Origin of the sequence: Flavobacterium sp. 9AF (assembly GCF_902506265.1) — a bacterium.
Lineage (GTDB): Bacteria > Bacteroidota > Bacteroidia > Flavobacteriales > Flavobacteriaceae > Flavobacterium.
The window spans coordinates 2,480,840-2,504,076 of record NZ_LR733556.1 but is presented as its reverse complement, the minus strand read 5'-3'; the positions used below and the strand labels follow the sequence as shown (position 1 = coordinate 2,504,076).

The window sequence follows — 23,237 nt, the reverse complement described above, 5'->3', positions numbered from 1 at the left end:
GTATATAGATTTAGATTATGATAAAGAATATAGTTATCTCGATTTCTCTGAAAGACAACAAGATTTTGTTTTTAGTTATAAAAATTATGATGACATATCTGTAATTTTGAACATCCCAGAAGGTTATACCGTTAAGAAAATACCAAATAATATCTCTATAAATACAACTGATTATGAAATCGCTATCACTTATGAAGTGAAGGCAAATACAATCGTTTATCGCAAAGTATTTAACTTTAAAGAAGGAATCATTAAAAAAAATGATTTAGAAACAGCTAAGAAAAATTTTGATACCATAAAACAACTATACGCTGAACAAATTGTCCTAATTAAATAAAATTAAATGAAAAAAAAACACCTACAAGTATTATTCTTCTTTTGTATTCTATTTATTAATGCCCAAAACAAAGAAGAAATAAAAAATTTCTTTTGGAATGCTAATGACACCTTCGGTTCTATCAACAGTGTACCTGAAAAATACAAAAACGAATCGGCAGTTATTATTTATAAAAATGAAAATTATGATTTTCATAAATTTGGAAAAAGCGTCACCTATACCTCATCTGTTAGAAAGAGAATAAAATTACAAGATCAAGCTGCAATAACAGAATTTTCAGAATTTTCATTTAAGGATCGCTTCTATAGTAATAAAGGTTTCTCTTTAAAAAGAGGAACCATAACTTTAGGAATAAAAATTATAAAGCCAGATGGTAAAGAGATAGAAATAGATGTAAATAAAGAATCAGTAAAGGAAGATGATGCAAAAAAAGTGGCTATTTCAAATTTAGAAATTGGAGACATAATCGACTTTTATTATCATTCTGTTGAACCTTTTAAATCTATTTCAGAGTTTGGTTTTGAACCAGTTGAAACAACTTTAGGAGAAACTTACCCCATTCTAGACTTAAAAATAACTTTTCAAACAGAAAATGATTTCTTTGTTAATTTTAACTCATACAATGGTGCTCCTGAGTTAAAGAAAATAGAAACAAAAAAAAGTAACGAAAGGAAATATGAATTAACAGCAAGTAATGTCGCTAAAAATGATTTCCCAAGATGGTTTTTACCTTTAGTTGAACTTCCTTGTTATAAGTTTCAAGTATTTTTTGCTAGATCAGGAAAATTTGAACAACGTGCAGATGCTTTTTTATCTGAAAAAGAAAGTGAAATAAAAGAAACGGTTAGTAAAGAGGATATTCTAGACTACTATACTAATAAATTTTATCCTAGCGGAAATTTAAACGATGTAAATGATTTTCTAAAAGGCAAATCATTTGCTTCAGAAGAAGAAAAATTAAAAGAAATTTATTACTTCACACGTCATCAGTTTTACACCAGATATATTGAAGCCTATATTCTAAGTGAAACCAAAATTATTCCGTTTCCATATGAATTGTACGAATCATATCCTATCTTTTTCAATTCCGAAGAACAGTTTATTCGTTATTTTATGGCATACTTAAAAAAAAATGATATAGACTATGATATTATTGTTGCCACAGGTAGAGAAAATGGTCCTATAAAAGACATCCTAATTCAACAAAATGCTAGAGTTTTATTAAAAATAAATACGAAAGAACCTATTTATTTTGGAATCTTCACTCCCTATTCTTTACCCAATCAATTTGATACAAGTTTAGAGAATACCAATGCGTATGCTTTAAAAATTACTAATAATAAAAAGGTAACTGATATTGAAGAAATTAAATTACCTGGTTCTTCAAATGAAAATAATATTTCAAAAATAGAGATAACAACCCATTTTGATCCATCAAACAATTCTCTTAAAATAGATAGAACCACGTCACTCTATGGGAATAATAAAAGTTTTGAACAATCTAATAAAATGAATTTTTATGATTTCATCAATGAGGATTATGAAAAATATGGTACGAAACCTCTTTTAGATTTGGTTCGTAATAAGAAAATGAAAGATAAATACAAAAAAGAGTATGATGCTTTATTGCAAAAAATGAAAGACAAACAAAATGAAAATCTAAAAAAGGCTACCGAAGATGAATATGAAATTAAAGTAGAAGATTTTTCTTTCGCTATTCTAAATACTGGTAGATATAGTGAAACAGAACCATTCAAGTATAAAGAAAATTTTACTATAAAAGATTATTTTATAAAGAAAGCTGGAACAAATTATATTATAGAAATTGGAAAACTGATAGATTCACAAGTTGAAATAAGTGAAAAAGAACATAAAAGAGATAATAACATCTATTCCGCATTTCCGAGAACTTTTAATTATGTTATCCATTTCTCAATCCCTGAAGGTTATAGTGTTACAGGATTAGAAAAGCTAAACAAAACAATACAAAATGAAACAGGTAGCTTTATTAGTACAGCTATTGTAGATGGCACAACTTTAAAACTTGAAGCTACAAAAAAATACAATCATGATTTTGAACCAGCGGCAAACTGGCAAAAAATGATCGCGTTTTTAGATGCTGCTTACCAATTAACTCAGGAAAAAATATTGCTAAAAAAGAATTAATAATATCTACAATAATAAAAAAAGAAGCTGTCCAAAAGTGCAATCTTGTCATTCCGAATTTATTTAACTCTGTTGAATCTTCGATTTCGGAATCTAATAATAGTTGAAAATCAAATAATTTATAGAAGCTGAAACAACAAGTTCAGCTTGACAAGATTGCACTTTTGGACAGCCTCTTTTTTAGTTTTCTAATCTCACTAGTTTTTAATCACTTTAGTACTTTGTATTTTCCCATCTACAGTTACATTTATTATATAAGCACCCTTATTTAAACTAGACATATCAATCGTTGCTGTTTTTTGATTACTAATTTTTTCATCAATCATTACTTGCCCTAATAAATTAACAACCTGCACGTTAGTTGCTTCATATTTCATTTCTAAATTTAAAATAGAGCTTACCGGATTAGGATAAAGTTTTACAACAGATTCATTTGAAAAATTCCCTTGAGATAAATTAGGAACTGCAAATTTGATACTCGCTGCAAAAATATTTACTACACCCACTCCAGAATCTTTTTGAAAAGTTACAGAAGAAAACGTCTTTTCTTGATTCGCTAAATCAATATCTATTGAAAGTTCATAAATACGTGGATTTCCACTAGGATTTTCAATAACATCTGTAGTAGTTTTTACTCTACCCATTCCTGATATTGCAATAGGTAAACTAGTTTGGTTATACCAATCTGGAACCAAAGTAGCAGGAATAATTTGGCTTGAACCATCATCAAAATTTATGGTACCTGAAACTGTACTAGAACCACTTCCTGAAGTAACTAAAAAATACAGTTTTTCAGCAGGATAAATAGTTTCAAAATTCAATGTACCACCATTTGCAGCACCTGCTGTAGCAATACGCAATGAATTATTACCATCGTAAGGTGTATTTAAGGGACTCATTTTAAAAATTAATCCAGAAACACTTGAACTATTTATAACTCCGTTACTTGGTAAACCAAATGTTAAATCCGCATCTGTTGCATTTACTTTAAAATCTTTAGACATATAGACAAAATCTGCTCCGTCTATATCATTTGTTGTAGAACTCGCAGAAGGTCCTACTCCATTTGCAATCACATCATCTGTTAAACCTGTACTAATTTCTAAATCGAGATAGCCTCCAAAAACAAATGGTCCAGACCAAGGACTATATCCTGTTCCATTATCACACACGGTTCTTACATAATATTCAGCTACTATACCAGGTGTATAAGTTGCATTATAAGAAGAACTTACTACAACATTCCCATTTGTTGGCGTACCTGACCCTGAATTTTGAACAGCAATTTCCCATTCAGAACCTGTACCTGCGTCCCAAGATAAAACAGCAGTAGTTTCAGTAATATCATTTGCAGATAAATTAGTTGGAGCATCACATAAAGGAGTCCCTTCAGTCATTAAATCGTCTATGAATAAATAAAATTGATCTGTAGAAATGGCTTGGATAGCAAAATATATAGTTTGTCCTATATAAGGTGAAAGATCATAGGTGTATTTAGTATAAGTAGTAGAAGGTCCAATATTTGAAGCTAAAACTTCTGTAAAATCAGCTAATTGATTTCCTGTTGTTGAAACCAACACATTAAATCGATCGATATAAGTAGCACTGTAATTTCGAGACCAAAAACTAATTAAATCACTTACATTAGCAGTAACGGTAAAAGGTGGAGTAATTAATAAATCGTTATGAGCTGTCGTACTATAGGTTATCCTAGCAAATTTAGTTCCTGTATGCGGATAATTAGGAAAATTATTTTGAACAGCCCAAGTATTAGCATCACCTCCATTATACAACGACCAACAATTAGGAATTGCCCCTGTTGCTGTATTTTCAAAATCTTCATTAATACTAATAGCTGCACCACAAGCTGTTGTAAAAGTAAGTGTTGACCAAGTACTAAATCCATTTGCTCCACAATTATTTCTCACATAAAAAGTATAAACGGTATTGGCATTTAAAGACGTTGCATTAACCGTAGCAGTAGTTATTGCTGTTCCAGAAGTAGGTGCAGGATTGGCAACTGGTAAAATAGCATATTCCCAAGCTGTTCCTGAACCAACATTCCAAGTTAATGTAGCATCGGTAGTTGTTATTCCATTAACAGCAAGACCTGTAGGAGCTACACAAGCTACTGTTGTTGTAAAAGTATAAGGACCAGCCCAAAAACTATACCCACCTGAAAGACAAACTGTTCTTACATACACACTATAGGAAGTTGAAGGTGTTAAATTTGTAAATTGATAAGAATTAGTAGCCGAACTAGTTCCAGAAGCTGGTATTGGATTTCCCGTAGGAACAATAGCTACTTCATAAGTATCATTTGCATTTGCTCCAGTCCAAGATATTGTAGCATCAAAAGCATTTACGGCGGTAGATGTAATTGCTGATGGACCTGAACATTCCGGAACTAATTTTCCTGTTACTGCAAATAAATTAAAAATTCCACCACTAATTTTTTCTACTGTTATTCCAGACACCGTTTTTCCGTAATTACTAGAACTTAGTGCTAAATCTAACTTATAAATTCTTGGATTATTGGTAGGGTTTTCTAAGGAATTATTATTTCTATTTCCTCTACCAATTCCAGAAATAATTGTAGGTAAAGCGGTTGAATTATACCAATCTGGAATATTTACAGCTGTAAAAACTTGTGAGGTAGCATCAGTAAAATTCACTGTTATCGTTACACTAGAAGCACCACTACCCGAAGTTACAGCTAAATGCAAGGTTTCAAAAGAATCTAATTCTGTAAATGTTAATGCAGACAATCCAGCTGCTCCATTATTTTGAATACGAAGCACATTATTACTATCATAAGAAGCTAAATTATAAAACAAATCACTATTTGCAACGGTTAATGTTCCATTTGTAGGCAATCCATAAGTTGTAGGTGTTGATGCAGCTGTTGCTTGGGTACCTTGAGATAAAAAGCAAAAACTTACTCCATCTACGTCGTTATTTGTAGTGGTATTAAAACTTCCTACACCATTCGCAATTACGTCTGCATTAAAACCATTTACCGTTAAAGGTAAATAACTAGCAGGATCATAAATGGCAGATATACTATTCTTTTTTAAAGGAGGATCTAATTCTTTTATACTCGAATTAGCTAAGGAACTAAAAGAAATAAGGAGACCTAGAGCATAAAAAATACGCCCATAAATAGAATAATTTTTTTTCATCATATTTGTAGTTAAACGTTTGAAAAGTAAAGATATAGAAAAAAAACTATGCAACTAATTTTTATATTATTTCCATCAAAATTTTAACTAAACCAAAAAAAAATCACAAATTAAAAAAAATTATACCTTGAAATTGTGAAATATTGAAAAGTAAAACAAACTCCTTTTTTCTTATAAAATTTAAAAAATTAATAACAATAAATTGTATCTTCATTCGCTCAAAACCAAATAAACTATCTCTTGAACGATTTAAAAAAATACTTTGACCAACCCTATCTTTATTATTATAGTGGAAAAAAACTGCTACAAATAAGTTTACTTCTTTTTTCTTTATCCTTTTTATTCAACTATGTTATTCAGCCTTTTGAGATGAATCATAATGAATTAAAATTACCTTTTTTTATTGTTGCTTTAATTCATTCTATAACACCTATTTTTATCTTATTTGTATTAGCTTCTATTAGCAATCAATATCCAAAAACCATTGAAAACTGGACCGTTAAAAAAGAATTATTGCTCATTTCTATCTTATTATTTTTAACCGGAATCGCTCATTTTTTATTGCGAGATGTTTTATATAATAATCCTTTTAATGGAACATTACATTATTTATTTGAAGAAGTTTTTCATGCTTTATTAATAGGTCTTCTATTGGCTTTTGGTGTAATTTCTGCCAATTTAAATATTCATTTTTTAAAAAATAGCGAGAAAGCCTCAGAATTAAATTGCAAACTAAAAGACAAAGAAATTGTTTTCAAACATTCTGAAATTGAAATTGAAACCGATGTTAAATCGGAAGCTTTTACCCTAGTTGTCGAAAATTTCATTTTTGCAAAAGCTGAAGGAAATTATATTGAAATTTGGATGACAGAAAATGAAATTACAAAACCTTTTGTAAAAAGAATGAAACTAAAAGATTTAGAAAATTACTTATTTTCTTTTCCGGAAATATTTAAAACACATCGCTCCTATTTATTAAATAGTAATTTTATTAAAAACGTAAAAGGCAATGCCCAAGGATATAAAATTCAGCTAAAAAACTGTGAGGAACAAGTACCTGTTTCTAGAAATTACTTATCTTTTTTTGATGACAAAATGAATAGTTAGTATTGCTATTCATCACACATTATTGCATTTCATAAACACTATTTGCATTTCAACACAAAAAGTTGTCTTCTGTACCAAACTTTTTTCTGCTATTATTTTTCCCTTAAAATTTGCATAAAAAACAAATAAAATGGAAAGACGATACGACTTAGATTGGTTACGAGTAATAGCATTTGGCTTACTCATTTTTTATCACATAGGGATGTTTTTTGTTCCTTGGGGATGGCATATTAAAAACAACACCATTTATGAATGGTTAATTTATCCTATGTTATTTTTAAATCGGTGGAGAATGCCTTTATTATTTATTATTTCAGGTATGGGAGCTGCTTTGTCTTTACAAAAGAGAACTGGTTTACAATTTTCAAAAGAACGATTTATCCGATTATTTATTCCTTTGGTATTTGGCATACTAGTTATAGTTCCTCCACAAGTGTATATAGAAAGAATTGCCTACAATGGTTTTACAGGAAACTACTTTGATTTTTGGCCTTCTGAATCTTTTATAGGAGAATATCCTACAGGTAATTTGAGTTGGCATCATTTATGGTTTTTACCCTACATTTTTACATATTCTCTCATTTTGTTGCCTCTTTTTCTTTATCTTAAGAAAAAGCCAAATACACGATTCATTAATTGGCTATCCAAAAAAGTGAGTTCACAATATAGTATCTACCTATTCATTCTACCTTTATTCCTAATGGAAAGTTTCTTAGACCCATTTTTTCCAATTACACATAGCTTATTTGACGATTGGTTCAATTTTTTCTATAATCTTGTTCTTTTTCTTTACGGTTTTATTTTCATTACAAAACAAGAACTCTTTTTTAAAACAGTAAGTACATATTATAAAACGTATTTTAAAATAGGCATCATGGCATTCAGCTTATTTTTATATCTTATTTCTTTTCAAGATGGTTGGCAAAGACATTTTTTAGAAGCTGCAGTTAATCAAATTAATATGTGGTCGTGGCTACTTACTTTTTTTGGCATTGCTGCTATATATCTAAACAAAAAAAGTAAAATAATAGCCTATTGCAATACAGCTGTATATCCATTTTATATACTTCATCAAACAGTAATTGTGGTTATGGCATATTATATCAAAGATGCAGAATGGAACTTGTTTACTAAATTTATTTTTTTAGTAGCAACTACATTTTTAATATGCTTTATACTATATCATTTTATAATAAGAAAAATAAGAATACTACAATTTGTTATGGGTGTTAAACCAAAAGAAAAAGCATCTAATAAGGTAATAATTAACACCAATTAATTTTTAAGCAAAATAAAAAATACTGAAACAACAGAATTTTCTATCTTTAAAGGTTTACAAATCAAAAAATTACATAATTCAATTAAAACTATAATTTTGGTTATCCAAGAAAAAAAAATGAAAGCACTTGAAACCCAACTTCAGTTGTATTTTGGCATTGTACAGCAAGAGGAATTGCAAAATATAAGTTCCTTTTTTAAGCACAGAAGTTTAAAAAAAGGTGATTATTTACTAAAATACGGACAAAAATGTCAAGAAATGTGCTTTATTCAATCGGGATTACTTCGCATTTTTGTAGATACAGAAGACAAAGAAATTACGCAATGGATTGCAACACCAGATTTTTTCTTAACCGATTTAGGTGCTTTTATTTTTGAAACCAATTCGAGATGGTCGATTCAAGCATTAGTTCCAACTGAAATCTATGTTATTAATAAGAAAGATTACCAACAAATTAGTAAAGTGGTACCTAAATGGAATGAATTTGAAAAATGTTTTTTAACCAAATGTTTTACCATGATGGAAGATCGTATTTTCAGTCACCTATCTATGACAGCAGAAGAAAGATATGCTTTGTTTTATGAAAGTAATAAATCGCTGTTTAATCAAGTTCCTTTGCAATATATCGCTTCTATGCTAGGGATGATTCCTGAAACATTTAGTAGAATACGAAAAAAACACCACGCCTAATTTCTTGACATATATCAAGTAAGGACACAAAACTTATTACCAACTTTGTCTTATAATTTTAAAAAAACTTTATATGAAAACAATGCTTAAATTAGAAGAAGTGGGGTTATTTGTGGGTTCTCTCTATCTATTTTCACAATTATCTTTTGCTTGGTGGTGGTTTCCTTTATTATTATTGACTCCCGATGTAGGAATGCTAGGCTATCTCATCAATTCTAGAATGGGTGCGTGGACATATAATGTAATGCATCATCGACTTGTAGGAATAGTAATTCTCCTCCTTGGTAGCTACATAAATAATAATGCAGTAACTTTAGCTGGGGTTATTTTATTAGCTCATATTTCATTTGATCGAATCTTAGGTTATGGTTTAAAATATGAAGATTCCTTTCATCATACCCATTTAGGTACAATTAAAAATACGCCTTCCCATTTGTAATATGAAAATTATATAATACTTGCTTATTAAATCATAAATCATTAACTATTTGAATGTTATACTTTTGAATAAAACAATGAAAACATGAAAAAGCATATTATTTATTTACTAGGAAGCATCGTATTTCCATTGGCAATGGAAAGGCAAAATGACATTAAAACGGTTATCGCTACAACTGTAAAAACAGAAGAACCCGTTCAAGGCGAGCGTACCAAAGGTATTACCGAAGTAAGAGACACCGTAAATGGAACTGTACTTTTTACTTTATATGATAATGTTTTAATTGAAAGTACATTAGCAAAAGACAATTGGGTTCAAATAGGTTTATTCCCAGATAATCCCGAATCAGATTATGAAAATTACACTCTTAAAAAAGGAGTTAAAATTAAAGTGGACGGAAAAATAATAGGAGAAACAAAACAACCTGTAGAATTATCACTTGGAATTGTAGGTTACATTCCTAAAAATCATATTCAATCCAAAACCATTGTAGAAAATGCTTTCGAAAATTATTTGATAAAAAATGAAAATAGCAGAAAATTAAAAGATTGCCAACAATTTATATCCAATTTTAAATTAGAAAAAGACACACAATTTGAAGGCTTAGAAGTATATTATAATTATGAAAATTGGATGGAAGACCCTTCTCCTATTATACGTTATGCATTGGTTTTTCAGAATAATACCCTGGTAGCCATTTTGCATTCGAGACCTATTAATACTTCTAAAGGAACAGATTACAAAATAGACAATCGCTTAAGCTGTTTTGTATTTAACGATGTTGCTCAAGCTGAACACATTGTAAAAACATTCAGCCAATTTACCAGTGCAGTAGATTAAGAATTATTATAATGATCAAGTGTGCTTTGAATACATGTTTGTTCTAGTGCTAAAGTTTTCAATTTAATTTCCAATCGATATTGTTGGTTTAAATTATACGTTTTAATTGTTCGTAGTGCATTCTTTTCCATCATAGAAAGTGCTGCTTTCTCAAAATAATCATTTTCCTTTTTGGTTGTAACCAAATGAACAAAATCTAAAGTATGTAGTGCAGCTTCATACTTTTTTTTCATTTTTTCCAGTTTTTTTAGCAGTTTGTACACTTTTAATTTGCACTTGTTTAAGTAAATCAAGCAAGTCCAATTTGTGCAATTCCTCCTGCTTTTTTTCTTCTGCTCTTCTACTTTTAGAATATACGGGTAAAGCTATAGATAAGCTGAGCAATTCTTGCAATCTTTCCTTAGAATGTAAGGGTAAATCGCGTTTCCCTATCTCATACAAAGACCATTGCACTCTAGTTGTGCGCAATAACATTGCCATCTCATCTTGGGTAACCAACAAAGGTTTTGGAAACAAATGATTCTTTCTCATATTTTTTTGCAATTACAAATGAAGTGGTAGCAAACTTTTTTTATTTTTCAAAATGCTACCCATTTCGTAGCAATCTGAAAATAATTTTTGATTTGCTACACCATTTTAAAAACACAAAAAAAATGCCATATTGATTATTTAATAGTAAAAAAACTAAAGTCCAGTTATTGTTAAAAAAAAGTCCCACCGAAGCAGGACTAAAGATTTTCATCGTTCCAATGGATTATTTAAGAATAAAAGAGAAAATAGGCTTCACTACGGTTTCCCGTAAAAAAGTCTAACAACAACCCTATACTTTTATAAAATATAATTGTTCAATTAATACTACGTATAAATACGTAGTAAAAACCTTAAAAAATACGTATTTATACGTATTGTGAGAGTGGGTTGGAAAGGTTAGATTTGAGTAAAGTAAAAGTCTTGATTTATATATTCTTAAAACTAAAATTTCATGAGTACACAAACTATTATAACCATTTTATCAATCACTCTACCATTAATCGGTGCCGGAGTTGGGTTTTTAATTAAATACAGTATTGAAAAGAAAAAAGAATTAACAAATGAAGTCACAAAAGAAAGGCGAGATATTTATCAACAATATGTAAATTTAATGATTGGACTTTTTGCAAGTACAAAAACAAATACTACAAATTCAAGTGATAAAATGTTAACTGATTTGTTTGAATTTTATAAAAAATATGTTTTATATGCTTCTCCAAAAGTAATCAAAGTATATTCTGATTATTTTCAATTTTTGTATAGACAAAATGATAATGACGAAAATGATTCAAAAAAACATTTACAGTATATGACAAAAATAATGCTTGAAATGAGAAAAGATCTTGGTTTAAAAAATAATGGACTTGGTAAAAATGGAGAAATGCTTATGAGAGCATTAATAAAAGATTATGATTTACTTTTAATAAAATAATTAAAAAATCATACTATTTAAACAACTAATTACATTTAAAAACACTCATTTCAAATCAGATCGTATTTTGTCAAACAAACTCTGCTATTTAAATAATTTTGTTAATTTGATTACAATTGCGATAAACTAATAAAACAAAAATGAATAAGGTAATATCCAATTTTAAAAAAAATGTAAATAAAATTAATTCAATATGTGATACATACCAACCTTTGCTACAATCAATTGGATTTATGTTAGGGTTATATTTAATTTTTTCTACTTATCAAAGTATTAATATTTCAAACGAACAGTTAAAGATTGCATATGAAGAATTAAACATAATAAAAAAACAAGAAATACAAAAACAATTACCTATTTGGGAATTTGAAGTTAATGATTCTTTATCATTTGCACATTTAAAGCCTTTTTCTCCTGATGTAAAATTGGAACAAGCTACTGCATACTTTTCAAAAAAACTTTTTTATAACAAATTAACTAAATGGAAAATCGACCAGCCTAAATTCAATTTAAATTTATCTGCATTTAAGTCTTATGCAACAAAGTTTATTTTAGAAAACACAAAATATTCAGACTCAACTTTAAGTGTTGGAATGAGAAATGATTTTCCCATAGGGTTAGAAATTAGTTATGTTCAGTTTGGTGAGTTAAAAAACATTTATGCAATTTTCACAATTCAATACACTTCTGTTAGAACTTCAAAAAACTATGTATCTATTCACTTAGACGGAATAAGATTTAATAGATATATTTATAATGATGAAAATCTTATAAGTGAACTAGATCAAATTATTGAGAATAATTATTATGGTTTTAAATATTAATTTTTCAAAAAAAATCCCAATCTTTCGATTGGGATTCTCATATATTATTTACTTAAATACATTTTTCTTCTGGAGTACAACTCATAGAATTGGTCGTCTTTTAAGTCGTCTATGAACAAGATGCTTTCTCCTGTCGATTTCATTTCGGGTCCTAACGCTTTGTTCACGTTTTTAAACTTACTAAACGAAAATACCGGTTGTTTTATCGCAAATCCTTTTAATTGTGGATTGAAGGTAAAATCGGTTACTTTGTTTACACCTAACATTACTTTAGTTGCATAGTTTACATACGGTTCTTTGTAGGCTTTTGCAATAAATGGAACAGTACGTGAAGCTCTTGGATTGGCTTCAATAATATATACAATATCGTCTTTTATCGCAAATTGTATGTTGATTAAACCAACCGTTTTTAAAGCAATGGCTATCTTCTTTGTATGATCTTTGATTTGTTGCATTACAAATTCCCCTAAGTTAAAAGGCGGCAAGGTTGCATTGCTGTCTCCAGAATGCACACCACAAGGTTCAATATGCTCCATAATGCCTATGATATACACATTTTCACCGTCGCAAATAGCATCAGCTTCTGCTTCGATAGCACCATCTAAATAATGGTCTAACAATAATTTATTTCCTGGAATCGATTTCAACAAATCAATAACGTGTTCTTCTAACTCTTGTTTGTTGATTACAATTTTCATCCCTTGACCTCCTAATACATAAGAAGGACGAACTAATAAAGGAAAATCTAGTGAATCGGCTAATTGTGAAGCTTCTTCTGCACTTTCCGCTATACCAAATTTTGGGAAAGGAATTTGCAATTCGGTTAACAAATCAGAAAAACGACCTCTATCTTCTGCTAAATCTAAGGCTTCAAAAGAAGTTCCAATAATTTTCACTCCGTTTTTCGATAATTTTTCTGCTAATTTTAAAGCGGTTTGCCCTCCTAATTGCACAATAACTCCTTCTGGTTTTTCGTGTTGGATAATATCATAAATGTGTTCCCAATATACTGGTTCAAAATACAATTTATCAGCCGTATCAAAATCGGTAGAAACCGTTTCCGGATTACAATTAATCATAATGGTTTCGTAACCACATTCTTTAGCAGCCAAAACGCCGTGAACACATGAATAATCAAACTCAATCCCTTGTCCTATTCTATTAGGTCCAGAACCTAAAACTACTATTTTCTTTTTATCGGTTACGATACTTTCATTGTGCACATAACGCGTACCGTCTGCTTTTTCAATTTCAGCCTCAAAAGTAGAGTAATAATAAGGGGTTTGTGCTTTAAACTCAGCGGCACAAGTATCTACTAATTTATATACTCGGTTTATATTTTGGTCCTGACGTAATTTATAGACTTGACTTTCCAAACAACCCATCATGTGCGCAATTTGTCTATCGCCATAGCCTTTTTGTTTTGCTTCTAGTAGTAATTCTCTTGGAAGGGTATCAATTTTATAATTGGCAATCTCTTTTTCTAAATAATATAGTTCTTCATATTGTTTCAAGAACCACATGTCTATTTTAGTAATCTCATGAATTCTACTTAACGGAATTCCCATAGCAATCGCATCGTAAATTACAAATACACGATCCCAACTCGCATGAGTTAATTTGTCAATGATTTGCTCGTAATTTTTATAACCTTTCCCATCTGCACCTAATCCATTTCGTTTAATTTCCAAAGATTGAGTCGCTTTATGCAAGGCTTCTTGGAATGAACGACCTATTCCCATGACCTCACCTACCGATTTCATTTGTAAACCTAATGTTCTGTCGGCTCCTTCAAATTTATCAAAATTCCAACGTGGTATTTTTACAATAACATAATCTAACGTAGGTTCGAATAAAGCAGAAGTAGATTTAGTAATTTGGTTTTGCAATTCATCTAAATTGTATCCCAAGGCTAATTTTGTAGCTATTTTTGCAATTGGATAACCTGTTGCTTTTGAAGCTAGTGCAGAAGAACGAGACACACGAGGGTTAATTTCTATAGCAACGATATCTTCTTTTTCATCTGGAGAAACAGCAAACTGAACATTACAACCTCCAGCAAAATTTCCTATGGAGCGCATCATTAAGATAGCCATATCACGCATTTTTTGATACGTTGTATCCGATAATGTCATGGCTGGTGCTACTGTAATACTATCTCCCGTGTGAATTCCCATAGGATCCATATTTTCAATAGTACATATAATAACTACATTGTCATTTTTATCGCGTAATAATTCTAATTCATATTCTTTCCATCCTAAAAGTGCTTTATCGATTAACACTTCGTGAATAGGTGACATTTCTAGACCGTAAGTTAATTTTTCATCGAATTCTTCTTTTGTGTGTACAAAAGCAGCTCCAGTTCCTCCCAGTGTAAAAGAAGGACGAATTACTAAGGGGAAACCAAATTCTTGTGCAATTTCTTTTCCTTTTAAGAAAGAGTTAGCTGTTTTAGCAGGTGCAGCTCCTACTCCAAGTTGCTCTAAAAGCTGTTTAAATTGTTCTCTATCTTCTGTAATATTAATAGCATTAATATCGACACCAATTAATTTAACTCCAAAATCTTCCCAGATTCCTTTTTCATCTGCTTCAATACACAAGTTTAATGCAGTTTGTCCTCCCATAGTAGGTAAAACAGCATCAATTTGTGGATGTGCTTTAAGGATTTCAATAATTGATTTTGTAGTTAAAGGTTTTAAATAAACATGATCAGCCATAGTGGGGTCGGTCATGATAGTTGCTGGATTTGAATTAATTAGAATAACTTCTAATCCTTCTTCTTTTAAAGAGCGAGCCGATTGCGAACCTGCATAATCGAACTCACACGCTTGACCAATTACGATAGGACCTGAACCTATAATTAAAACCGATTTAATAGAATTGTCTTTTGGCATTGTGTAGTTATTGTTGTGTAGTTATATTATTGTTTGTTATATAAATTATTATTTTCTGCAATTTTATTTTCTCAAAAATAAGAAGATTATCTCTAATCGACTTCCTTTTCATTTTTTAAAACACTCTTTATCAACATCTTTTATATTAATGCAAGAGAATTTATTGTATTTACCACTTCTAGGTTAAAAAAAAGGTGTTACTAAAAAATAGTAACACCTTATATTTTTGCCTGGTAAAAGAACATTATTTTTTATGTCTAGGTTCGCTAGAAACAGTCAATTTGTGTCTTCCTTTAGCTCTTCTACGAGCAAGCACTTTTCTTCCGTTTGCAGAAGCCATTCTTTCCATGAAACCGTGCTTGTTTCTTCTTTTTCTTTTTGATGGTTGAAATGTTCTCTTACTCATTGCTTGTATTTTTAAAATATATAAATAAAATCAAATTTTTAACTCATGGTTTACCTTTCCGTAAAACCGAGTGCAAATATACAAAGTCTTTTTTCAATAGCAAGCACTTTTTTAAAAATATTTTTAATTGATTTTATTACCTTTGCAACTCTTAAAAAAATAATTATGTTCAACAAAAATATCAAATTAGTTTTAGCAGGGTTAATCATAGCCTTTGCCATCTATCAATTTACAGAAAGCAATATCGGAAATGGTATCTTTTTAATATTATTATCTACTATTTTCATCTTTTTATATTTTAAAAACGAAATGATTTTATTGGCTTTTTTAAAATTAAGAAAGCAAGATATGGATGGTGCAAAGAAATGGTTAGATAAAATTAAAAATCCTGAAAGCGCTTTAGTAAGAAAACAACAAGGTTATTATAATTACTTAAATGGAATTATGGTTTCTCAAACAAATTTAAATCTTGCTGAGAAATTTTTCAAAAAAGCCATCGAGTTAGGATTATCTATGGATCAAGATTTAGCTTTAGCGAAATTACAATTAGCTGGTATTGCTATGACAAAGAGACGTAAAATGGAAGCTAATAATTTACTTACAGAGGCTAAAAAACTAGACAAGCACGGAATGCTTAAAGATCAAATTAAAATGATGAAAGAGCAAATGAAGAGAATCTAACAATTTCTTCTTTCGATACATTAAAAAAGCACTCGTGGAGTGCTTTTTTTTATTGAAGTTGTCAAAAGTAATAATTTTTGTCAATCTGAACTTGTTTAACTCTGTTGAATAAATTCAGAAGACAACTTGTAGACTTTTTGAACAGCACCTATTCTATTTACTATATCCTTCTGTAGGAATAGCTATTTGATATTTTTTTCTTGCTTTGTTAGGTAATGATTTATCTCTTAACCAAGGGTTGTGGATTTTTAATATCTTATAATTTATTCCTTGAGCCAAAGCAAAATCAGCTAAATCTGTTACAGTGGAATCTACCTCTATCTTTTTTACTGGAATTTCTGAATATAAAGCATGAGAAGGTATTTCAAAACCATATTTTTGAGGATTTCTCATAATTTCCTTTAAAGCGAGGATACGATATACATAACGAGCAGTTTCTTCATTTAATAAAACATCATAATAACTACCTACTTTTTGAGCATCTAATTGTTTTTGCACTCCGCCCATACCTCCATTGTAAGAAGCTGCAGCCAAAGTCCAACTACCAAATTTTGCATAAGCTTCTTTTAGATATGAACATGCTGCTTCTGTAGATTTCTCTAAATCATAACGTTCATCTACAAAATCATTTACCTCCATTCCTTTTTCTTTAGCCGTGGTAGGCATAAATTGCCAAACACCTCTTGCTCCAGCAGGAGAAACAGCATTTACCAAACTACTTTCGATTACTGCTAAGTATTTAAAATCATCTGGAATCCCATTTTTTGCTAATATGGGTTCAATTATAGGAAAAACTTTATTAGCCCTTTTAATTACTAAAGTAGTGTTTGTATGATAATTAATATTGGTAACCATTTCTCTATCTAGCCTTTCCTCAACATCTGCCATATAGGTTGGCACTTCTTCTTCAGCAAAATTCATTTGTGTAGGATATTCTACATGAGCTATTTGAGCTACGTTCGTTTTTGTAGCATAAATAAATAAGGCACTAACCGAAATTACTGCACTAACTAATACCATTCTTTTTACGACATCCTTCTTCATAATTTAAATTCTTATTGGTTAATAATTTTGGGCAAATTTTCATTCAACCATTTGTATTTATTAATAATCATTATGTGAGTTCCTCCTTTTATAACAATTGCATCTTTTATATTTTGAATTGGAAAAACAGAATCTTCATCACCATGAATATGTACTATTTTCTCATCTATTTTATCTCTTGACCATAAAATTACACATTCTATCGCCCAATCCAAATATTTTTTATCTCTAACACTCAAATATTTTTCATATAATTTAAGTCGGCTAGCAACAATATTATCTCCAAAAGCATATTTGACCAATAATTCTATATTAGATAATAGACTAGTGGGTATCAATTTATAGGCCAAAGTTTTTTTAGCAATTTTCATACGACTTGGCATTTCTTTATATGTTTTTACACTTGAAATAATTATTGTCTTTTTCGTCTTTATAATTTTAGACATTTCTTGAACTAATATTCCACCAAAAGAAACACCTATTAAAACTGGGTTTTCATGCTTAATTTTCTTAGTCATTCGAAGCGCATATTCTTCTAGAGGTTCTTTTGTTTTTGGTACAAACCATTCTAAGTAGTACATCTCAAAATCCTCTTCAGGTAATTTAATATTTTCAAATATAGTAGGACTTGCTGCCAAACCTGGCATAAAGTAAACAGGTATTTTAGCCATTTTATATTTAATTAGAATATAAATGTAGTACAAATCTTTCAATTACAGAATAACCTTGGAACATTTAAGAATAAAAAATCATAAAAGTTAAAATTATTTGATATTCATTATCAAATCATTAACTTTGCGCCATGTTTTATTATTAATCTAATAATTTAGATTACTATAATTTAATCTTAAAGCATTAACCAATGGAAATTAAAGACAACGAATTGTTGAGACAATTTGAAACTACTACCGAATCTGGGTTAGTCTCTATCGAATATTCTTTACAAGAGCGAAAAATATTTCTAACAAAATTTTGTGAAAACGAAAATTCAGATGAAGAAATGCATCAAGAATTTATTAAAAATGTGTTAGCAATGGTTGAAGAAAGAAACTTAAAAGTTGTACCTACACATTTAAAATTAATAAAATTCTTTAGAAAGAACAGAAAATACCAAGAAATGTTACCTCCAGGAATTAAAATATAAAAAAACGTCTCTTTTGGAGACGTTTTTACATTTAAATGTTAGAATTTAGTTATTGTTTATTAATTCTAAAACAATTACACTTGCTTCCCCTTCTACAGTTAAATCATGTCCAGAATCATTTGATGCCGCTGGAACATTAAAAGAAAATTTAAAATCTAACTTATTTTTTTCATTATCAAAGTTATAATCCGAAATTTGCGCATTTGTAGTTGAATAATTATCTGAAATAACAAAATATTTTAAATCATCGCCAATTAGAGCAAAATTTTCAATTCTAAAAGAATTTAAAAGTACAGTTTGTGAAGCTAATCCAGCATTGGTCACATCTAAATTAAATGAAACCGTAGATTCTTGAAACACATCATCTGGCGAACTTAAATACCTTAAAACGTTGAATGTTAAATTATCTCCATTAAACTGTACCGAATTACTACTTGAGTAGTCAGAACCTTCTACTGAAGTAAATTTAAAGGCAGTCGTTTTAGAAAAAGGAACATTATCTGGTCTAGTACCTGTAAGTTTTAGATTTACAGCACCAAATTTTGCTATTTCTTCGAATCCTACACCATCTTGACCATCTTTACCGTCTTCTACTGAGCAACTTGTTAACACTACTAGAGAAAAGCAAACTAATATTGCTTTAGTTAATTTTGTAATCATTTTTTTGTTTATTAATTTCAGGCAAAAGTAAGTGGGCTTTAAAACAGAAAAATCACTATTTCTAGTGATTTTTCTGTTTTATTTAACAAGCTGTTGTTATTACTTCACTTCACGAATTCCTTTTACAAAAATCCATTTCATAAAAATTTTTTCCCCTTCGTTTGTATTCATATACTGAAATTTTGGTGAAAAAATTAAAGAAATTATAAAAGCTGGACCTGCTATCCAAAAACCAATAAGTGTTGTAAAAGTCATGATTAACAAATAAGATGGAATATAAAATGCCGAGAATCCGAAAAGATTATATAAAAATGTCTTTGTTTTTTTACTCATTATCGTAATTTTTAGTTATTTGTATCTGTTTGAAATTTTGTACGTTTACTTCCTTCATACATTTCATATTTTACCAATCTAGCTTCTAGTTTCCCATTAAAAAGTTTGATTTTTCTACTGGGTTTTAAGCCTACAAATTTTAACGCATCAAGATTAGCTGTAATAAACCAAGCACTCGTATTAGGATATTTTTGTTTCATAGTATCACCTAATTCTCTATAAAAACGTTCCATTTGTATATCTAAACGTTCTCCATAAGGTGGATTAAACAACATATGTAAAGACCCTTCAGTCATTTTTTCTGTTTCGAAAAAATTAGCTTGTCGAATGGAAATATAACCATCAAGGTTTGCATTACGAATATTATCTTTGGCTTTAGTAACAGCACTTGGCGCTTTATCATAACCTGTTATGGTATAATGAAATTCACGTGTTTTCTTTAGTAATGATTCCAAAACTTTATCAAATAACTCACTATCCCAATCTTGCCATTTTTCAAAAGCAAACTCTTTTCGATTAATATTAGCTGGAATATTGCAAGCTATCATGGCAGCTTCTGCCAAAATGGTTCCACTACCACACATGGGATCTAAAAAATGACTGCTTCCATCCCAACCCGATAATAATAACATTCCTGCTGCTAAGACTTCATTAATGGGAGCAATATTCGTAGCCGTTTTATAACCTCTTTTATGCAAAGATTCTCCGGAAGTATCCAAAGAAACGGTTACCATATCTCTATCAATATGTATATGAATACGCAAATCGGGAAAGTCTTTATCAATATTGGGACGTTTACCAGTTGCTTCTCTAAATTGATCTACTATAGCATCTTTCGTTTTTAAAGCTACAAACTGACTGTGATTGAAATGTTCCGAATGCAAAGTAGTCTCGACTACAAAAGTTTTATATTCTGTGAGGTATTCAGACCATTCAATTTTTTTAATCCCTTCATACAAGCTCTTGTCATTATACGCTTTAAATGTTTTGATTGGTTTTAATATTTTTAAAGCAGTTCTTAAAGCTAAATTAGCTTTATACATAAATCCTTTATCACCTACAAAGTTGACAACTCTTGTACCCATCTCAATTTTTTGAGCGCCTAATTGTGATAATTCTTTGGCTAATATTTCTTCAAATCCAAATAAGGTTTTGGCAACCATCTTGAAATTATTTTCCATAATTTGTAAAAATCGAAATTTTAAAATCCCCCAATTCCAAAAAAATATCATTTTAAAATGGTTTTATGGAATTAAAGTGCAAAAATACACTAATTTTATTCTAAATCTTTTATTTGTTTTATTTAGAAAGAATGAGCCTACATTATTAGATAATAATTTTATATGAAAGTAAATTTTATGTAGGTTTGCAAGATTAATTAGTGCGAAAAGAATAATGACAGAAAACAAAAACTCAATTAACCAAAAATGGTATGCTTCATGGTTTGACACTCCTTTTTATCATATTTTATATAAAGATAGAGATTATCAGGAAGCGCAACACTTTATGGACAATTTAACAGGATATTTGAATCTTCCTGATGAAGCTAAAATTTTGGATTTAGCCTGTGGAAAAGGAAGGCATTCTATTTATCTAAATTCTTTAGGATATGATGTAACTGGTGCCGATTTATCTGAAAATAGTATTGCTGAAGCCTCAAAATTTGCGAATGAAAGGTTACAATTTAAAGTGCACGACATGCGTCATACATGTGAGGAAAAATATGATGCCATCTTCAATCTTTTTACCAGTTTTGGCTATTTTGAAAAAGACGAAGATAATCTAACCACTTTAAAAGCCATTCATAACAGCTTAAATGAGACTGGTTTTGCTTGTATCGATTTTATGAATGTGGATTATGTCATTGCGAATCTCGTCCCAGAAGAAATAAAAACGGTTGAAAATATTGATTTTCATATTAAAAGATATGTAAAAGACAATCATATTTTCAAAGAGATTGATTTTATATATGAAGGAGAAAAATATCACTTTACTGAAAAAGTACAAGCCCTTCGTTTAGCCGATTTTGAACAAATGATGGAAGAAGCTGGGATATATTTACTGGATATTTTTGGAAATTATAAACTACAAAAGTTTTATAAAAACGATTCAGAACGTTTAATTATGATTTTTAAATAATGGATTACAGTGTCTATTTTTTACCCTTGCTTTCAGTCTTACTAGGTTATCTGATTGCGTTATACTTACGACCTAAAAGCAAGAAAAATTTAAAACTATTATTAGCATTTAGTGGTGCTTTCTTACTATCCCTAACTGTCATGCACTTATTACCTGAAGTGTACGAATCTGATGTACATCATACAGAAAACCATCATCATAATCATACTAGTGCTATAGGTATCTTTATAATGATAGGTATAGTTTTCCAAATTGTTTTAGAATATTTCTCTAAAGGTGCGGAACACGGTCATGTACATGGACATCAAACCTTACATCAAATGCCATGGCTATTGTTTTTTAGTTTAGGCTTACACGCTTTATTAGAAGGCATGCCTATAAGTGCCCATAATCATTTAGCTTATGGCATAGCTATTCACCACTTCCCTATTGCAATTATCTTAACCACATTTTTTATTAATGCGCAATTGAATAAAAAAGCGATATTCTTTTTTATGCTAGTCTTTGCTACGATGACACCCTTAGGAACTTTTTTATCAAATCAATTACACTTTTTAAATCAGTTTTATACTCAAATTTCAGGAATAGTTATTGGTATTTTATTTCATATTTCTTCTACCATTATTTTTGAAACAAGTGAAGGCCATAAATTTAATTTAGCCAAACTTACGGTAATAGTTTTAGGAATTGTTTTAGCTTATTTTGTGTAGTAGATAAATTCTAAAACTAAAATTCACAATACCCAAAAAATCTTTGTATTTTAGCTTTTTATCATTAACACAAATGAATTTCACCAAAACCACTGAACAAGCCTCTAAATATGAACATTTAGAACATATGTCGGTTCATGATTTGTTGGCCAATATCAATAAAGAAGATCAAACGGTTCCATTAGCTGTTGCAAAAGCACTTCCTCAAATAGAGACTTTAGTTACCGAAATTGTTACTAAAATGAAGCTTGGAGGCCGTCTTTTTTACATTGGTGCGGGTACTTCTGGTCGTTTAGGCATAGTAGATGCCTCAGAATGTCCACCCACTTTTGGAGTACCTTTCGATTTAGTAATAGGCATTATTGCTGGTGGTGATGCTGCAATACGAAAAGCTGTAGAAAATGCAGAAGACAGCACAACACAAGCTTGGTTAGATCTACAAGCATGGCAAATCAATATCAACGATGTTGTAATAGGTATTGCGGCTTCTGGAACGACACCCTATGTAATTAAAGGGCTTGAAAAATGTAATGAAAATGGCATTAGTACAGGTTGTATTACTTGTAATGCTGGCAGTCCTTTAGCCTTAACTGCTCAATTTCCTATTGAAGTAGTCGTAGGACCAGAATTTGTTACAGGAAGTAGTCGAATGAAAGCAGGAACCGCTCAAAAGCTAGTCTTAAATATGATTTCGACAGCTACGATGATACAATTAGGAAAAGTGAAAGGTAATAAAATGGTTGATATGCAATTGAGTAATGAAAAATTAGTAGATCGTGGTACCAAAATGATTATGGAAGAACTTACTATCGAATACGATTTAGCGAAAAAATTATTATTAGAATACGGCAGTGTTAGAAATGCTGTAACAAACTATAAACCCTAAACATTTAAACC

At 29.9% G+C, this 23,237-nt stretch carries 23 protein-coding genes and 1 pseudogene; 14 read left to right on the top strand and 10 right to left on the bottom strand.

All coding sequences use genetic code 11. The features are described 5' to 3' along the window. Both HALO113_RS11410 and HALO113_RS11405 read left to right on the top strand, forming a co-directional pair. Window positions 1-337, top strand: a pseudogene (locus HALO113_RS11410) (hypothetical protein); the annotation flags it as partial. Between the two features lie 6 nt (window positions 338-343). Next, on the top strand, window positions 344-2,503 hold the full coding sequence (locus HALO113_RS11405; protein WP_159779140.1) for a DUF3857 domain-containing protein: 2,160 nt from the start codon (window positions 344-346) through the stop codon (window positions 2,501-2,503). A 197-nt stretch (window positions 2,504-2,700) separates the two neighbouring features. Here HALO113_RS11405 and HALO113_RS11400 read toward each other — a convergent pair whose 3' ends face one another. Further along, window positions 2,701-5,688 (bottom strand): T9SS-dependent choice-of-anchor J family protein, encoded by a 2,988-nt coding sequence (locus HALO113_RS11400; protein ID WP_159779139.1) that lies wholly within the window; start codon window positions 5,686-5,688, stop codon window positions 2,701-2,703. 237 nt (window positions 5,689-5,925) lie between these two features. Between HALO113_RS11400 and HALO113_RS11395 the strand changes: the two genes are divergently transcribed. The 5 genes from HALO113_RS11395 to HALO113_RS11375 all read left to right on the top strand — a co-directional run bounded on the left by HALO113_RS11395 (window position 5,926) and on the right by HALO113_RS11375 (window position 10,040). Then, window positions 5,926-6,792: a LytTR family DNA-binding domain-containing protein gene (locus HALO113_RS11395; protein ID WP_159779138.1), complete on the top strand. Its 867-nt coding sequence runs from the start codon at window positions 5,926-5,928 to the stop codon at window positions 6,790-6,792. A 130-nt stretch (window positions 6,793-6,922) separates the two neighbouring features. Beyond that, complete coding sequence (locus HALO113_RS11390; RefSeq protein ID WP_159779137.1) at window positions 6,923-8,071, top strand: acyltransferase family protein; 1,149 nt, start codon at window positions 6,923-6,925, stop codon at window positions 8,069-8,071. 117 nt (window positions 8,072-8,188) lie between these two features. Continuing rightward, the gene (locus tag HALO113_RS11385; protein WP_159779136.1) at window positions 8,189-8,761 is read left to right on the top strand and encodes a Crp/Fnr family transcriptional regulator; all 573 of its coding nucleotides are present in this window, start codon (window positions 8,189-8,191) and stop codon (window positions 8,759-8,761) included. A gap of 73 nt (window positions 8,762-8,834) precedes the next feature. Beyond that, window positions 8,835-9,200, top strand: coding sequence for a DUF4260 domain-containing protein (locus HALO113_RS11380; protein ID WP_159779135.1), 366 nt, complete (start codon window positions 8,835-8,837; stop codon window positions 9,198-9,200). 84 nt (window positions 9,201-9,284) lie between these two features. After that, window positions 9,285-10,040 carry a hypothetical protein gene (locus tag HALO113_RS11375; protein ID WP_159779134.1) on the top strand — a complete coding sequence of 252 codons (756 nt, stop codon included), beginning with the start codon at window positions 9,285-9,287 and terminating at the stop codon, window positions 10,038-10,040. Here HALO113_RS11375 and HALO113_RS11370 read toward each other — a convergent pair. Then, the gene (locus HALO113_RS11370; protein WP_159779133.1) at window positions 10,037-10,273 is read right to left on the bottom strand and encodes a hypothetical protein; all 237 of its coding nucleotides are present in this window, start codon (window positions 10,271-10,273) and stop codon (window positions 10,037-10,039) included. The two genes, HALO113_RS11375 and HALO113_RS11370, sit on opposite strands and share 4 nt — an antisense overlap. Further along, entirely contained in the window at window positions 10,257-10,571 is a 315-nt protein-coding gene (locus tag HALO113_RS11365) for a hypothetical protein (RefSeq protein WP_159779132.1), read from the bottom strand. The genes HALO113_RS11370 and HALO113_RS11365 overlap by 17 nt, the downstream gene beginning before the upstream one ends. A gap of 451 nt (window positions 10,572-11,022) precedes the next feature. On the opposite strand from HALO113_RS11365, the gene HALO113_RS11360 reads away from it, so the two are divergent. Both HALO113_RS11360 and HALO113_RS11355 read left to right on the top strand, forming a co-directional pair. Then, window positions 11,023-11,502 (top strand): hypothetical protein, encoded by a 480-nt coding sequence (locus tag HALO113_RS11360; RefSeq protein ID WP_159779131.1) that lies wholly within the window; start codon window positions 11,023-11,025, stop codon window positions 11,500-11,502. 140 nt (window positions 11,503-11,642) lie between these two features. Further along, a complete protein-coding gene (locus tag HALO113_RS11355) occupies window positions 11,643-12,326 on the top strand; it encodes a hypothetical protein (RefSeq protein ID WP_159779130.1) in 684 nt (227 codons plus the stop codon). Between the two features lie 44 nt (window positions 12,327-12,370). Here the strand turns inward: HALO113_RS11355 and carB are convergent, their stop codons facing one another. Continuing rightward, window positions 12,371-15,223: a carbamoyl-phosphate synthase large subunit gene (gene carB, locus HALO113_RS11350; RefSeq protein ID WP_159779129.1), complete on the bottom strand. Its 2,853-nt coding sequence runs from the start codon at window positions 15,221-15,223 to the stop codon at window positions 12,371-12,373. Between the two features lie 244 nt (window positions 15,224-15,467). Then, the gene (gene rpmH, locus HALO113_RS11345) at window positions 15,468-15,629 is read right to left on the bottom strand and encodes a 50S ribosomal protein L34 (protein ID WP_026979292.1); all 162 of its coding nucleotides are present in this window, start codon (window positions 15,627-15,629) and stop codon (window positions 15,468-15,470) included. 165 nt (window positions 15,630-15,794) lie between these two features. Here rpmH and HALO113_RS11340 point away from each other — a divergent pair, with 165 nt between their 5' ends. Next, window positions 15,795-16,310, top strand: a complete 516-nt coding sequence (locus HALO113_RS11340) for a DUF2892 domain-containing protein (protein ID WP_159779128.1) — start codon at window positions 15,795-15,797, stop codon at window positions 16,308-16,310. Between the two features lie 153 nt (window positions 16,311-16,463). On the opposite strand, the gene HALO113_RS11335 is transcribed toward HALO113_RS11340, so the two are convergent. Then, window positions 16,464-17,354, bottom strand: a complete 891-nt coding sequence (locus tag HALO113_RS11335) for a lytic transglycosylase domain-containing protein (protein ID WP_159779127.1) — start codon at window positions 17,352-17,354, stop codon at window positions 16,464-16,466. Between the two features lie 11 nt (window positions 17,355-17,365). Continuing rightward, window positions 17,366-18,025, bottom strand: a complete 660-nt coding sequence (locus tag HALO113_RS11330; RefSeq protein WP_159779126.1) for an alpha/beta hydrolase — start codon at window positions 18,023-18,025, stop codon at window positions 17,366-17,368. Window positions 18,026-18,216: 191 nt separating this feature from the next. Here HALO113_RS11330 and HALO113_RS11325 point away from each other — a divergent pair, with 191 nt between their 5' ends. Beyond that, a complete protein-coding gene (locus HALO113_RS11325) occupies window positions 18,217-18,498 on the top strand; it encodes a GNAT family N-acetyltransferase (protein ID WP_159779125.1) in 282 nt (93 codons plus the stop codon). A 45-nt stretch (window positions 18,499-18,543) separates the two neighbouring features. Here the strand turns inward: HALO113_RS11325 and HALO113_RS11320 are convergent, their stop codons facing one another. From HALO113_RS11320 to HALO113_RS11310, 3 genes are all read right to left on the bottom strand, one after another. Beyond that, window positions 18,544-19,158, bottom strand: coding sequence for a hypothetical protein (locus HALO113_RS11320; protein ID WP_159779124.1), 615 nt, complete (start codon window positions 19,156-19,158; stop codon window positions 18,544-18,546). Between the two features lie 99 nt (window positions 19,159-19,257). After that, a complete protein-coding gene (locus tag HALO113_RS11315; protein WP_159779123.1) occupies window positions 19,258-19,491 on the bottom strand; it encodes a hypothetical protein in 234 nt (77 codons plus the stop codon). Window positions 19,492-19,502: 11 nt separating this feature from the next. Then, entirely contained in the window at window positions 19,503-20,672 is a 1,170-nt protein-coding gene (locus tag HALO113_RS11310) for a class I SAM-dependent RNA methyltransferase (RefSeq protein WP_159779122.1), read from the bottom strand. 214 nt (window positions 20,673-20,886) lie between these two features. Between HALO113_RS11310 and HALO113_RS11305 the strand changes: the two genes are divergently transcribed. The 3 genes from HALO113_RS11305 (at window position 20,887) to murQ (ending at window position 23,226) form a co-directional block, all read left to right on the top strand. Continuing rightward, a complete protein-coding gene (locus tag HALO113_RS11305; protein ID WP_159779121.1) occupies window positions 20,887-21,630 on the top strand; it encodes a cyclopropane-fatty-acyl-phospholipid synthase family protein in 744 nt (247 codons plus the stop codon). Next, window positions 21,630-22,340, top strand: a complete 711-nt coding sequence (locus HALO113_RS11300) for a ZIP family metal transporter (protein ID WP_159779120.1) — start codon at window positions 21,630-21,632, stop codon at window positions 22,338-22,340. The genes HALO113_RS11305 and HALO113_RS11300 overlap by 1 nt, the downstream gene beginning before the upstream one ends. 73 nt (window positions 22,341-22,413) lie before the next feature. Beyond that, window positions 22,414-23,226, top strand: coding sequence for an N-acetylmuramic acid 6-phosphate etherase (gene murQ / locus HALO113_RS11295; protein ID WP_159779119.1), 813 nt, complete (start codon window positions 22,414-22,416; stop codon window positions 23,224-23,226). The last annotated feature ends 11 nt before the right edge of the window (window positions 23,227-23,237 follow it).